The organism is Psychrobacillus sp. FSL K6-1267, assembly GCF_038003265.1.
Taxonomy (GTDB): domain Bacteria; phylum Bacillota; class Bacilli; order Bacillales_A; family Planococcaceae; genus Psychrobacillus; species Psychrobacillus faecigallinarum.
Genome location: NZ_JBBOOR010000001.1, coordinates 1 through 15415, shown reverse-complemented (window position 1 = coordinate 15415; position 15415 = coordinate 1). Strand labels below are relative to the sequence as shown.

The 15415-nt window shown below is 40.8% G+C and carries 7 protein-coding genes and 3 rRNA genes; all 10 read right to left on the bottom strand.

Annotated features, from left to right (window positions below):
- Positions 1 to 175: 175 nt before the first annotated feature.
- A 5S ribosomal RNA gene (rrf, locus tag MHB55_RS00050) occupies positions 176 to 291 on the bottom strand.
- Between the two features lie 179 nt (positions 292 to 470).
- A 23S ribosomal RNA gene (locus MHB55_RS00045) occupies positions 471 to 3398 on the bottom strand.
- 196 nt (positions 3399 to 3594) lie between these two features.
- Positions 3595 to 5148 (bottom strand): 16S ribosomal RNA (locus MHB55_RS00040).
- Together the 16S, 23S and 5S rRNA genes form the textbook arrangement of a ribosomal RNA operon.
- A 384-nt stretch (positions 5149 to 5532) precedes the next feature.
- Positions 5533 to 6642 carry an HD-GYP domain-containing protein gene (locus tag MHB55_RS00035; protein ID WP_151111899.1) on the bottom strand — a complete coding sequence of 370 codons (1110 nt, stop codon included), beginning with the start codon at positions 6640 to 6642 and terminating at the stop codon, positions 5533 to 5535.
- 106 nt (positions 6643 to 6748) lie between these two features.
- Positions 6749 to 9259 carry a DNA gyrase subunit A gene (gene gyrA / locus MHB55_RS00030; protein ID WP_144540306.1) on the bottom strand — a complete coding sequence of 837 codons (2511 nt, stop codon included), beginning with the start codon at positions 9257 to 9259 and terminating at the stop codon, positions 6749 to 6751.
- A gap of 27 nt (positions 9260 to 9286) precedes the next feature.
- A complete protein-coding gene (gene gyrB / locus MHB55_RS00025; protein ID WP_144540335.1) occupies positions 9287 to 11209 on the bottom strand; it encodes a DNA topoisomerase (ATP-hydrolyzing) subunit B in 1923 nt (640 codons plus the stop codon).
- A 48-nt stretch (positions 11210 to 11257) separates the two neighbouring features.
- Positions 11258 to 12370, bottom strand: coding sequence for a DNA replication/repair protein RecF (gene recF, locus MHB55_RS00020; protein ID WP_144540304.1), 1113 nt, complete (start codon positions 12368 to 12370; stop codon positions 11258 to 11260).
- Between the two features lies 1 nt (position 12371).
- The gene (gene yaaA / locus MHB55_RS00015) at positions 12372 to 12599 is read right to left on the bottom strand and encodes a S4 domain-containing protein YaaA (protein ID WP_144540301.1); all 228 of its coding nucleotides are present in this window, start codon (positions 12597 to 12599) and stop codon (positions 12372 to 12374) included.
- A gap of 165 nt (positions 12600 to 12764) precedes the next feature.
- A complete protein-coding gene (dnaN, locus tag MHB55_RS00010) occupies positions 12765 to 13901 on the bottom strand; it encodes a DNA polymerase III subunit beta (RefSeq protein WP_144540300.1) in 1137 nt (378 codons plus the stop codon).
- Positions 13902 to 14071: 170 nt separating this feature from the next.
- Positions 14072 to 15415 carry a chromosomal replication initiator protein DnaA gene (gene dnaA / locus MHB55_RS00005; RefSeq protein ID WP_144540297.1) on the bottom strand — a complete coding sequence of 448 codons (1344 nt, stop codon included), beginning with the start codon at positions 15413 to 15415 and terminating at the stop codon, positions 14072 to 14074.

The following is a 15415-nucleotide window of genomic DNA, read 5'->3' as shown; positions in this document are numbered from 1 at the left end:
GGAATGTCCTCTAGCTTTAAAATTAATCTAATTTGAAATTGTATTCTAAATTGTATTTCTGCTTTCTCGCACACTTGCTTAGTTAGAAATGGTTAGGTGCCTTCGGCACTTCTAATTTCTTTATAGAACAAACAAAAAAGCCGTCACCGATTTCTCGGTAACGACTTTTTCCAGTGCCCAGCGACGTCCTACTCTTGCAGGGGGAGACCCCCAACTACCATCGGCGCTGAAGAGCTTAACTTCCGTGTTCGGTATGGGAACGGGTGTGACCTCTTCGCCATCATCACTAGACTTTTCGGCTTTCAATCCACTGCGCATTGCGTTGTCAACTTCGCTCGTTCAGTCAGTCACGTACGTAAGTACGCTCCTTCCTTCGCTCACTCGTTTCCTAGCACTGCTTGTGTTTTGAAATCCTCTTGAGTTGTTCACTCAAAACTGGATAAAAGACATCATTAATGGAAACAAACAATTTGGTTAAGTCCTCGATCGATTAGTATTCGTCAGCTGCACGTGTCGCCACGCTTCCACCCCGAACCTATCTACCTCATCGTCTTTGAGGGATCTTACTTACTTGCGTAATGGGAAATCTCATCTTGAGGGGGGCTTCGTGCTTAGATGCTTTCAGCACTTATCCCGTCCACACATAGCTACCCAGCGATGCCCTTGGCAGAACAACTGGTACACCAGCGGTGTGTCCATCCCGGTCCTCTCGTACTAAGGACAGCTCCTCTCAAATTTCCTACGCCCACGACGGATAGGGACCGAACTGTCTCACGACGTTCTGAACCCAGCTCGCGTACCGCTTTAATGGGCGAACAGCCCAACCCTTGGGACCGACTACAGCCCCAGGATGCGATGAGCCGACATCGAGGTGCCAAACCTCCCCGTCGATGTGGACTCTTGGGGGAGATAAGCCTGTTATCCCCGGGGTAGCTTTTATCCGTTGAGCGATGGCCCTTCCATGCGGAACCACCGGATCACTAAGCCCGTCTTTCGACCCTGCTCGACTTGTAGGTCTCGCAGTCAAGCTCCCTTCTGCCTTTACACTCTTCGAATGATTTCCAACCATTCTGAGGGAACCTTTGGGCGCCTCCGTTACACTTTAGGAGGCGACCGCCCCAGTCAAACTGCCCGCCTGACACTGTCTCCTACCCGGGTTACGGGTATGGGTTAGAATTTCAATACAACCAGGGTAGTATCCCACCGACGCCTCCTCCGAAGCTGGCGCTCCGGGCTCTAAGGCTCCTACCTATCCTGTACAAGTTGCACCAAAATTCAATATCAAGCTACAGTAAAGCTCCACGGGGTCTTTCCGTCCTGTCGCGGGTAACCTGCATCTTCACAGGTACTATAATTTCACCGAGTCTCTCGTTGAGACAGTGCCCAGATCGTTACGCCTTTCGTGCGGGTCGGAACTTACCCGACAAGGAATTTCGCTACCTTAGGACCGTTATAGTTACGGCCGCCGTTTACTGGGGCTTCAATTCGCACCTTCGCTTGCGCTAAGCACTCCTCTTAACCTTCCAGCACCGGGCAGGCGTCAGCCCCTATACTTCACCTTACGGTTTTGCAGAGACCTGTGTTTTTGCTAAACAGTCGCCTGGGCCTATTCACTGCGGCTCTTCTAGGCTATACACCCAAAAGAGCACCCCTTCTCCCGAAGTTACGGGGTCATTTTGCCGAGTTCCTTAACGAGAGTTCTCTCGCTCACCTTAGGATTCTCTCCTCGACTACCTGTGTCGGTTTGCGGTACGGGCACCTCCCACCTCGTTAGAGGCTTTTCTTGGCAGTGTGAAATCAGGAACTTCGGACTAAGTCCTCGCCATCACAGCTCAATGTTACAGAGTGCGGATTTGCCTACACTCACACCTCACTGCTTGGACGTGCATAACCAACAGCACGCTTACCCTATCCTACTGCGTCCCCCCATCACTCAAACGGTGGGGTGGTGGTACAGGAATATCAACCTGTTGTCCATCGTCTACGCCTATCGGCCTCGACTTAGGTCCCGACTAACCCTGAGCGGACGAGCCTTCCTCAGGAAACCTTAGTCATACGGTGGATGGGATTCTCACCCATCTTTCGCTACTCATACCGGCATTCTCACTTCTAAGCGCTCCACCAGTCCTTCCGGTCTGACTTCAACGCCCTTAGAACGCTCTCCTACCACTGATACCAAAGGTATCAATCCACAGCTTCGGTGATTTGTTTAGCCCCGATACATTTTCGGCGCAGCGTCACTCGACCAGTGAGCTATTACGCACTCTTTAAATGATGGCTGCTTCTAAGCCAACATCCTGGTTGTCTAAGCAACGCCACATCCTTTTCCACTTAACAAATACTTTGGGACCTTAGCTGGTGGTCTGGGCTGTTTCCCTCTTGACTACGGATCTTATCACTCGCAGTCTGACTCCCAAACATAAATCATTGGCATTCGGAGTTTGTCTGAATTCGGTAACCCGGGATGGGCCCCTAGTCCAAACAGTGCTCTACCTCCAAGATTCTAACGTTTGAGGCTAGCCCTAAAGCTATTTCGGAGAGAACCAGCTATCTCCAGGTTCGATTGGAATTTCTCCGCTACCCACACCTCATCCCCGCACTTTTCAACGTGCGTGGGTTCGGACCTCCAGTAAGTGTTACCTTACCTTCATCCTGGACATGGGTAGATCACCTGGTTTCGGGTCTACGACCACATACTCATTCGCCCTATTCAGACTCGCTTTCGCTGCGGCTCCGTCTTCTCAACTTAACCTCGCATGTAATCGTAACTCGCCGGTTCATTCTACAAAAGGCACGCCATCACCCGTTAACGGGCTTTGACTATTTGTAGGCACACGGTTTCAGGGTCTATTTCACTCCCCTTCCGGGGTGCTTTTCACCTTTCCCTCACGGTACTGGTTCACTATCGGTCACTAGGTAGTATTTAGCCTTGGGAGATGGTCCTCCCGGATTCCGACGGAATTTCACGTGTTCCGCCGTACTCAGGATACACTCTGGAGGGAATGAATTTTGGACTACGGGGCTTTTACCCTATCCTGCGGACCTTTCCAGGTCGCTTCATCTAACTCATTCTTTTGTAACTCCGTATAGAGTGTCCTACAACCCCAAGAGGCAAGCCTCTTGGTTTGGGCTCTTCCCGTTTCGCTCGCCGCTACTCAGGGAATCGAATTTTCTTTCTCTTCCTCCAGGTACTTAGATGTTTCAGTTCCCTGGGTGTGTCTCAGATGCGCTATGTATTCACGCAAATGTACTGCCCCATTACGGGCAGTGGGTTTCCCCATTCGGAAATCTCCGGATCGAAGCTCACTTACAGCTCCCCGAAGCATATCGGTGTTAGTGCCGTCCTTCGTCGACTCCTAGTGCCAAGGCATCCACCGTGCGCCCTTATTAACTTAACCTAAAAGTTAAAAGTACTACACTTGCAATCACGTAAGTGATCACAATTTGAATATCTTGCGTTTGTTTCTTTTTTGATGTCGTTTTATCCAGTTTTCAAAGAACAATTTAAATGCTCATCATAAAAATGAACACTCAAAACTGAACTGCAAAACGTTAAGATACAGATAAAGATCTGTATTCCGAATATATCCTTAGAAAGGAGGTGATCCAGCCGCACCTTCCGATACGGCTACCTTGTTACGACTTCACCCCAATCATCTGTCCCACCTTCGGCGGCTGGCTCCCAAAAGGGTTACCCCACCGACTTCGGGTGTTACAAACTCTCGTGGTGTGACGGGCGGTGTGTACAAGGCCCGGGAACGTATTCACCGTGGCATGCTGATCCACGATTACTAGCGATTCCGGCTTCATGTAGGCGAGTTGCAGCCTACAATCCGAACTGAGAACGGTTTTATGGGATTAGCTCACCCTCGCGGGGTTGCGACCCTCTGTACCGTCCATTGTAGCACGTGTGTAGCCCAGGTCATAAGGGGCATGATGATTTGACGTCATCCCCACCTTCCTCCGGTTTATCACCGGCAGTCACCTTAGAGTGCCCAACTGAATGCTGGCAACTAAGATCAAGGGTTGCGCTCGTTGCGGGACTTAACCCAACATCTCACGACACGAGCTGACGACAACCATGCACCACCTGTCACCGCTGTCCCCGAAGGGAAAAGCCTATCTCTAGGCCGGTCAGCGGGATGTCAAGACCTGGTAAGGTTCTTCGCGTTGCTTCGAATTAAACCACATGCTCCACCGCTTGTGCGGGCCCCCGTCAATTCCTTTGAGTTTCAGTCTTGCGACCGTACTCCCCAGGCGGAGTGCTTAATGCGTTAGCTGCAGCACTAAGGGGCGGAAACCCCCTAACACTTAGCACTCATCGTTTACGGCGTGGACTACCAGGGTATCTAATCCTGTTTGCTCCCCACGCTTTCGCGCCTCAGCGTCAGTTACAGACCAGAAAGCCGCCTTCGCCACTGGTGTTCCTCCAAATCTCTACGCATTTCACCGCTACACTTGGAATTCCGCTTTCCTCTTCTGCACTCAAGTCCCCCAGTTTCCAATGACCCTCCACGGTTGAGCCGTGGGCTTTCACATCAGACTTAAAGGACCGCCTGCGCGCGCTTTACGCCCAATAATTCCGGACAACGCTTGCCACCTACGTATTACCGCGGCTGCTGGCACGTAGTTAGCCGTGGCTTTCTAATGAGGTACCGTCAAGGTACGAGCAGTTACTCTCATACTTGTTCTTCCCTCACAACAGAGTTTTACGATCCGAAAACCTTCTTCACTCACGCGGCGTTGCTCCATCAGACTTTCGTCCATTGTGGAAGATTCCCTACTGCTGCCTCCCGTAGGAGTCTGGGCCGTGTCTCAGTCCCAGTGTGGCCGATCACCCTCTCAGGTCGGCTACGCATCGTCGCCTTGGTGAGCCGTTACCTCACCAACTAGCTAATGCGCCGCGGGCCCATCCTGTAGTGACAGCCGAAACCGTCTTTTAACATCTCCTCATGTGAGGAAATGGATTATTCGGTATTAGCCCCGGTTTCCCGGAGTTATCCCAATCTACAGGGCAGGTTGCCCACGTGTTACTCACCCGTCCGCCGCTAAATCAGAAGAAGCAAGCTTCTTCATCATTCGCTCGACTTGCATGTATTAGGCACGCCGCCAGCGTTCGTCCTGAGCCAGGATCAAACTCTCCATAATAGAGAACTTAAAAAGCTCATTTTGTTTTGCTGGCATCATCATTAAATGATGTCAAAAATTGTTTTGCGTCAATACAACCGAAGTTGTTTGATGCTATATGTCTTAACGTTTTGCATGTTCAGTTTTCAATGTTCATGTGTTTTTTTCGTCTTGTTTTGACGACTTCTCTATATTATCAAGGTTTCAAAGATAAGTCAACACTTTAATCAAATAAAACTTAAAACTATTTTAAGAAAGAGATATTCTTTAAATAGTTTTAAGTTTTTAGTCATGTTTCCTAATGAATCTATATAATTATCGACTACTTTTATAATGCTTGGTAAGTCTTTCTGGTTCTCAAAGTATTACTTCTATACTTACACATAGATAACTCTAAAAAGATTATTAATCAATTATACTTTCTATATGTAACGATCGTTTAGCTGCTAAGTCTAAGATTTGGCCAGTTTCAGACAATCGTATCATAGGTCTCATCGGAGAATCTCTATGGATAAAGATAATCTCTCCTAGCTCTCCATCTGATAATCTCACTCGAGTGGATATTGGTAAATCGCATACAAGAGAGATGAGTGCATTAACTGCTTCAATATTGTATTTTCCAAACTCTTCTTCCTTAATCATTTCCAATACTTTAAAAGAAGAGGCTCTTGCTCGATATATTCTCTCTGAGGTCATTGCATGGTATACATCTGCGACTGCAATTATTTGAGCAACCAAAGAGATGTTTTCCATTTTTTCTCCCTTAGGATAACCACTACCGTCTAGACGTTCATGGTGTTGGAAGATTCCTAATTTTGTCTCTGGCTTTAACAGCGGACTATCTTTGATAGCTTGAAAGCTAAAAATAGTATGTTTTTTAATTTCTGAGAATTCATTTTCTGTAAGAGGAGTCTTCTTTTCTCTAATCTTCTGATCAATCTTAGCCATTCCTACATCAGCTAAAAGGCCTGCGGTAGCTATTTGATTGATTTGTCCAGAAGTGTATTGAAGTTTCCTGGCAATTGCTCCAGATAGCATCCCCACTGCCAACGAATGATGTGCTATGTATTTATCAATGGATGAATAACTATTTAGAAGAGAAAATATTTGTTTTTCTTGCATCGCTCGATCTATTAAAGGCATTACTATATGCCTTAACTTTGCAACATCCACCTTCACTCCAGCTTCCCAGGAAGAAAATTCTTTATAGAAGTTACTTACAGATTCATTATATAACGTTTTAAAGTTAGTTTTATTAAGGGATAGAGAATTACTTTTTTCTACAATAACACGTTCCTTGTTATTAAGTTCTAGAATTTCTTCTTCTGACCTATTAAAGATATTTTCAATTGACACAGGTACTTTAGTAACGTTGAAGGCTCTTAGTACTTCTAAATGCTCTCTTGTCAGCCTTGTATCTTTACGCATAATTGGGTATTTAGTGTTCACAAACAGATCTTCGGCAACGATACTACCAATTCTAATTTCATCTAAATTTTGTAAAGTATATTCCATTTTATACCCTGCTTTTCTTTTATTTTCCTTAATTATACTAAATTTTTTTCAATTTTGTATATGTAAAAAAATCACCCTTAAACTAAGTTTAAGGGTGATTTAGTAATTATTCTTCTATTGAGGTAGAATCATCTTCATTGTTAGAAGCTACTTCTTCTACAATTTCATCGTCTGTTTCTTCTTCCTCATCTTCTTTTGCAACTTTAGCAACGGTAGCTATTAACTCATTATTTGATAATCTCATCAGGCGCACTCCTTGAGTGCTTCTTCCTGTAATTGAAATGTCATTAACATCCATACGGATTAACATTCCATTTATCGTGATTAACATTAAGTCTTCTAAACCTTCCACTGCCTTCACAGCACATAAAGGTCCATTTTTCTCAGTGATTTGGCATGTTTTCACACCCATCCCACCTCTAGTTTGTAATCGATATTCTGATTCTGGGGTACGTTTTCCATATCCCTTCTCAGTTACTACTAGGATTTCTTGACCAGGTTCAATAATTTCCATACCGACAACGTAATCGTCATCCTTCAAGCGAATTCCTCTTACTCCACCAGCTGTACGACCCATAGAACGAATATCAGTTTCTTCAAATCTTACAAGCTTGCCTTGTCGTGTACCAATTATAATTTGTTTTTTACCGTCTGTTAAACGAACTGCAATGAGTTCGTCCTCATCACGTAAAGAGATAGCTATTAAGCCATTAGCACGAATATGAGCAAAACCTGACACTGGTGTACGTTTTGTTACACCATGCTTAGTTGTGAAGATAAAATAGCTATCTTCCTCAAACGTTGCCATTGGAATCATAGCAGTAACATGCTCGTCTTTTTCAATTCCTAATAGATTAATGAGTGGTAGACCTTTAGCTGTGCGTCCATACTCTGGTATCTCAAATCCTCTTGCACGATAAACCTTACCTTTATTAGTAAAGAATAGAATTGTGTCATGAGTTGATGTATTCAATAAATGTTCTACGAAGTCATTTTCATTGGTGCCCATTCCTTGAACTCCACGACCACCACGTTTTTGACTCTTGTACGTATTTGCAGGCAAACGTTTAATATACCCTTTATTTGTTAAAGTAAGCACAGAGTTTTCAACCGGTATTAAATCTTCGTCCTCAAATACCTCTACTCCACCAGCTACAATTTCTGTTCTACGATCATCAGAGTATCGATCTCTAATTTCAGTAATTTCTTCACGAATAATTTCTATCACTCGATATTCATTAGCTAAAATGAATTTAAGTTCTTCAATTAGTTCTACTAAAGCTTTATATTCTTCCTCAATCTTATCGCGCTCTAATCCTGTCAAACGTTGTAAACGCATATCTAGAATAGCTTGTGCTTGGCGTTCTGATAAATTAAATTGTTCAGTTAAGCCTCTTTTAGCTTCCTCACCTGTTTGAGATGAACGGATCAATTTAATAATTTCATCGATATGATCTAAAGCAATACGTAAACCTTCTAAGATATGTGCTCGATCTTCCGCTTTATTCAATTCAAATTGTGTACGTCGGCGAATAACCACTTTTTGATGTTCTAAGTAATAGTAAAGCATTTCTTTAATGTTAAGTACTTTAGGTTGGTTATCTACTAAAGCTAACATATTGATACCAAAGCTGGATTGAAGAGCTGTTTGTTTATATAAGTTGTTAAGTAAAACGTGAGAGTTAGCGTCTTTGCGTACCTCAATTACAATACGCATACCATTACGATCTGACTCGTCGGCCAAATGAGTAATTCCATCAATCTTTTTATCGCGTACTAGTTCAGCGATTTTCTCTATTAAACGAGCTTTGTTAACTTGATAAGGTATTTCTTTAACAATGATAACTTCTTTTCCACTAGGTTTTTGCTCAATTTCCACTTTTGCTCGGATTAAAATAGAGCCCTTACCAGTTTCATAAGCACGACGAATACCGCTTCGACCCAAAATAATCCCGCCCGTTGGGAAATCAGGACCAGGAATAATATTCATCAATTCCTCTATAGTAATAGCAGGATTTTCAGATAAAGCTAAAACACCATTAATAACTTCTCCCAAATTGTGAGAAGGAATATTTGTAGCCATTCCTACTGCAATACCTGAAGCACCGTTTACTAGTAAATTAGGATATCTACTTGGTAAGACAACAGGCTCTCTTTCTTGTCCATCATAATTATCTTTATAATCAATTGTATTTTTATTTATATCTCTCAATAACTCTAAAGCAATTTTGGACATACGCGATTCCGTATAACGCATCGCAGCTGCTCCATCTCCATCTACGGATCCAAAGTTACCATGACCATCTACGAGCATATAACGATAACTAAAATCTTGTGCCATACGTACCATTGCTTCGTATATAGATGAGTCACCATGAGGATGGTATTTCCCCATAACATCCCCAACGATACGAGCAGATTTCTTATGAGGCTTATCTGGTGTATTTCCTAACTCTTGCATCCCATATAAAATTCGACGATGTACGGGCTTTAATCCATCACGAACATCTGGTAAAGCACGGGACACAATTACACTCATCGCATAGTCAAGAAAGGATGTTCTCATTTCTGTACTAATATTGATCCCTTTGACACCTTTATTCGGTATTTCTGACATCCTAAAGACCTCCAGTTAAACACATTCTTAAATATCTAAATTTTTCACATAAACAGCATTATCTTCAATAAATTGACGTCTTGGCTCTACTTCTTCCCCCATTAATTGTGTGAAGACTTCGTCTGCCTCCATCGCATTGTCAAGGTTGACCTGAAGTAATGTACGATTGTCAGGATCCATAGTAGTTTCCCATAATTGAGTAGCATCCATTTCTCCTAGACCTTTATATCGTTGAATATTTGGTTTTGAAGTTTTCGGCAATCTATCTATAATTTCTTTCAATTGCTCATCATTATAACAATACTCCACATGTTTACCTTGTTTCACTTGGTATAGAGGCGGCTGTGCAGCATATACATAACCTGCTTCAATCAATGGTCTCATAAATCGGAAGAAAAATGTAAGTAATAATGTTCGGATGTGTGCTCCGTCTACATCGGCATCCGTCATGATTATAATTTTATGATAACGTGCTTTTTCCAATATAAATTCTTCACCGATACCTGTACCAAGCGCTGTTATCATTGTACGGATTTCTGCATTACCTAGGATTCTATCTAATCTAGCTTTTTCTACATTTAGGATTTTACCTCTTAAAGGTAGAATGGCTTGGAAATGTCGATCACGACCAGACTTAGCAGAGCCTCCTGCAGAGTCACCCTCTACAATATATAATTCACTTTCAGCTGGAACTCGGGAAGAACAGTCCGCTAGTTTACCAGGTAGACTTGAAACCTCTAGTGCAGATTTGCGACGGGTTAACTCACGTGCTTTTTTCGCAGCAACACGAGCACGTGCAGCCATCAGCCCCTTGTCGACAATTTTTCGAGCAATTTGAGGATTTTCTAATAAAAATCTATCGAAACCTTCAGCAAATAAACTATTTGTTATAGTACTTACCTCTGAGTTACCTAGCTTCGTTTTTGTTTGGCCTTCAAATTGAGGATCTGGATGTTTTACCGATACGATAGCTGTTAAACCTTCTCGTACATCATCTCCAGATAAATTAGTATCTGCCTCTTTTAGCAATCCATTTTTTCTTGCATAGTCATTGATAACGCGTGTAAGCGCAGTTTTAAAGCCAGACTCATGTGTTCCGCCTTCATACGTATTAATATTATTTGCGAAAGAAAGAATATTAGATGAATATCCGCCATTGTATTGCATAGCAATTTCTATAGATATTCCATCTTTTTCTCCCTCTACAAATATTGCTTCTTCCGTAATAGGCTCTTTTGATTTATTTAAATCTTCTACGTAAGACTTAATACCGCCTTCATATAGATACTTAACTGATTTTTCTTGGCCATCTCTTTCATCTGCAATCGTAATAGATAATCCTCGGTTCAAATAAGCCAATTCTCTTACACGGTGAGCTAGAATATCATACTCATACACTGTAGTTTCAGTGAAAATCTCTGGGTCTGCTTTAAATCTTGTAGTAGTTCCTGTTTCTGATGCATCTCCAATGATTTCAAGAGAAGAAACAACAGCACCACGTTCAAATTTAATACTATGCATTTTTCCATCACGTTTTACATATACTTCTGTATGTTCGGACAAGGCATTTACAACTGAAGCACCAACACCATGAAGTCCTCCTGAGACTTTATAGCCTCCGCCGCCAAATTTACCGCCGGCATGGAGCACTGTCATGATTACTTCAACTGCTGGTTTTCCCATTTTTTCTTGATTGTCTACTGGGATACCACGGCCATTGTCTTCTACTCGAATCCAATTTTCTTTTTCAATCGTCACTATAATGTGATCACAATACCCAGCAAGAGCTTCGTCAATACTATTATCAACAATTTCCCATACAAGATGGTGAAGACCTTTAGAGCTAGTAGTACCTATATACATCCCTGGACGTTTTCTTACTGCCTCTAAACCTTCTAATACTTGTATCTGATCAGCATCATAAGATGGTTGTAATTCTTTTTCTTCCATTGCCAACTTGCTCACCCACTCTTTCATCACTTCAATAATGGTGAATCTTTACTTTATAACTGCTCCTTGCTCCACGTGGAACATTCTCGCCTGTTGAATAGTATCATGGGCAATTCCTTCTACACTTGTAGTCGTAACAAAGGTTTGAACATCGCCATGAATAGTCGTCAATAGATGAGATTGTCTGTAGTCATCTAATTCCGATAATACGTCATCCAGCAATAAAACAGGAGCTTCACCTACCTCCTGTTTTATCAATTCGATTTCAGCTAATTTAAGAGATAAAGCCGTGGTTCGTTGTTGTCCCTGTGATCCGTATGTTTGGACATCATAGTTATTCACAAAAAATTGGAGGTCATCACGATGTGGTCCATATAATGTAACTCCCCGATCTAACTCTCTTTTTTGACTATCAAATAACTTCTTTTCCATGCTGGCCTTCATAGCATCTTCAGACCAATCCGCTTTGATACCTATAGTAGAGTCATATACAACTGTGAGTTTTTCTAACCCTCTAGAAATACCGAAATGTATCGGTTCCGCCCACTTTTGAAGCAAATCCATAAATTGAAATCTTTTTTGGATAACTTTTACCGCTGCATCTATATATTGTTCTGTATATACGTCGAACATGACATCCGTTAACTTAGGTTTTCCTTGATTTTGTTTTAATATATGGTTTCTTTGTTTCAATATCTTTTGGAATTGAAGCAAATCATGTAAATATCTTGGAGATATTTGTCCAATTTCCATATCTAAAAATCGTCTTCTAACTAGCGGACTTCCTTTTACTAAAAATAAATCTTCTGGAGCAAACATCACTACGTTCAATTGACCAATATAGTCACTGAGTCTGCTTTGTTCTAAATGATTAACTTTAGCCTTTTTACCTTTTTTAGACAAGATCAATTCTAAAGGGATTCGCCCATATTTTTTTTGAATATCACCTTTTATTTTACCATACTCTGCTTCCCAACGTATCAATTCTTTGTCATTGGAAGTTCTATGAGATTTTGCCATAGATAAAACGTAAAGGGATTCCATTAAATTCGTCTTTCCTTGAGCATTTTCTCCAATAAGAACATTAATCTTCGAGGAAAAATCCAGCTCGATTGAATCGTAGTTACGGAAGTCATTTAATTCGAGTCGTTCAATATACATATTACTCTCCGTTCTCAGGTCCAATCATTAGAAATTTTCCTACTCCTGGAATATTCACTACGTCTTTGTTTCTTAATTTTCTTCCTCTTCTTTGATCTACTTCTCCATTAATATATACTGGATTTTCGCTCAAAAACCATTTGGCCATTCCACCTGAATCTATAGCGTCTGTCATTTTAAGTAATTGACCAAGCGTAATATATTCCGAGTCAAATCGAATCTCTTCCACTAATCATCCAACCTCTTCTCATTTTCTTTATCTCTTCATTTTACTCTAATAAAGTAAATAAGTAAAAAAGATAGCCACAATTAGTGACTATCTCTGCTTATATTGTTTTTTTAAAGATAAAAAAGTTTTCTCTTATCGGAGCAAACAAGGGTGCTTACATATTTCTTAGTAAGTTCTTACAGGTAATATCAGTTGTAAAATAGAATCGTCATGGACAGACTTCAATACAAATGGTCTCATTGCGCCTGAGAATAGAATTTTTACGTCTTGTCCATCGATTGCCTTTAAAGCATCCATCATATATTTAGCACTGAAAGATATTTTAAGTTCTTCACCATCAATTGTTTCTGCTTGAATTTCTTCTTCAACTTTACCTATTTCGGGAGAGTTGAAAGAAACTTCTACTGAGCTTTGATCGATTGTGGAAAAGCGAACTACGTTGTTTCTTTCTTCACGAGCCAACAATGAAGCTCGGTCAATTGCTTGTAACAATGATTTACTATTTACGACAATGGTTGTTTTATATTCACTTGGGATTAAACGAGATGTGTCAGGATAATTTCCTTCTAACAATCTAGAATAGAACAATACATCTTCAGTTTTAAATAAGATTTGTTGTTGTGTCATAACAATAGCGACTTCTGAAGAAGTTTCTTCTAAAATTTTGTTCAGTTCATTTAAGCTTTTCCCTGGAATAACCACACTGTATGCTTCTTCAGGTAAATCTTTTAAAGCTGTTTTTCTTTTAGCAAGGCGATGGCTGTCTGTTGCAACACAGTGTAATTCACCATCGTTAACCTGCCAGTTTACACCGGTTAAAACAGGACGGTTCTCAGATGTGGAAACGGCAAAAACAGTTTCTTTAATTATTGACTTTAACAAATCAGACGGAATAAAGAATTGATGTTCCTCTTCTAATTGTGGAAGCAAAGGATATTCACTAGCGTCTAGACCAATTAAGTTAAATTCTGATTTACCTGAGCGAATATATGTTTGAAATTGATTTGTTACTTCAATTTCAACATCATTGGTAGGTAATTTACGTACAATCTCATTAAATACTCTAGCTTGTAATACAATAGATCCTATTTCTATTACTTTTATTATTTGTTCTCCGTTTTTCTCCACTGGTATGAAAGTTTGAATTGTAATATCTGAGTCACTACCAGTTATATATAATCCTTCTTTTGTTACTTCTAATTTTAGGCCAGTTAATATTGGAATAGTTGTTTTAGAACTAACTGCTTTCATAACATCATTTAGTCCATTCAATAAACTATCTCTCATTACATCGAATTTCATTTTTATACCTCACTTATATAATTATTATTTATTAAAAGATTAATAGATATAGTAATAGGGCCTGTGGATATGTTGATAACTACATATTTCGCTATAATCCGCCACATATCCCCATGTGTATAAGTTGTTCTTAAGTATAGCACCTAAAATACAACTTATCCACAATGTGATTATCTTCCGAGGATAGATTTAATTTGCTTTACATCGTCCTGCAAATTCATATCTACCTTTAGCATTGTGGAAATCTTCTCATGAGCATGGATCACAGTTGTGTGATCTCTTCCCCCAAATTCTTCTCCAATTTTAGGTAAAGAGAAGTCGGTTAATTCTCTAGAGAGATACATTGCTACTTGACGAGGAAAAGCTATAGATTTTGTACGCTTTTTAGCAGTAAAATCCTCTAAGCGAATATGGAAATGTTCTCCTACAACCTTTTGAATATCTAATATAGTAATGATTCTTGGACGTGCGTTTGGCAATATATCTTTTAATGCTTCAGCAGCTAAATCTATATTTATATCTTTATTGACAAGTGAAGAATAGGCCACCACACGTATTAGGGCGCCTTCTAGTTCACGTATATTTGAGTCTATCTGATTTGCAATGTAGGCCATTACTTCATCGGAAATATCTAAGCCGTCCGCGCGGGCTTTTTTACGTAAAATTGCAATTCTCGTTTCTAGATCTGGAGGAGCTATATCAGTTATTAATCCCCACTCAAAACGAGATCGCAAACGGTCCTCTAATGTCGGTATTTCTTTTGGTGGACGGTCACTTGAAATAACAATTTGCTTCGATTCTTCATGTAAAGCGTTAAAAGTATGGAAAAATTCTTCCTGAGTTGATTCTTTTCCTGCAAGGAATTGAATATCATCTATAAGAAGCACGTCGACATTTCGGTATTTGTTACGGAAATCAACTGCTTTGTTATCTCTAATGGAGTTGATAAATTCATTTGTAAACTTTTCAGAAGATAAATAAACCACTTTTGCATTCGGATTGTGTTCTTGAACATAATGTCCAATCGCATGCATTAAGTGGGTTTTTCCTAATCCTACCCCTCCATATATAAAAAGAGGATTATATGCTTTTGCTGGTGCCTCTGCGACTGCCAAAGAAGCTGCATGGGCAAAACGGTTGCCGGAACCAATGACAAAGGTATCAAAGGTGTTCTTGGAGTTAAGCATCCCAGGTGAAAAGTCAGGTTGATTGTCTGGAGGTACCGGTGTTTTTGGCTTTGGTACATCAAAATCTTCAAAGTCTTGTCCTTTTGGAACTACAAAAGAAATAAGTAGTTCATTGCCAGTCAACTCTGTGAGAATACCAGCAATTAGGTGAACATAATGATTCTCTAGCCAATCCCTTGCAAAGGAATTTGGCGCAGCTATGGTCACAGTCTCTCCTTTGTAAGAAAGCATCTTAGTAGATTTTAACCACGTTTCAAAGCTTGGTTTGGATGTTTTCTTTTCAACTTCAGAGAGAACCTTAGCCCAAAGTTCTTCTAAGTGTTCCAA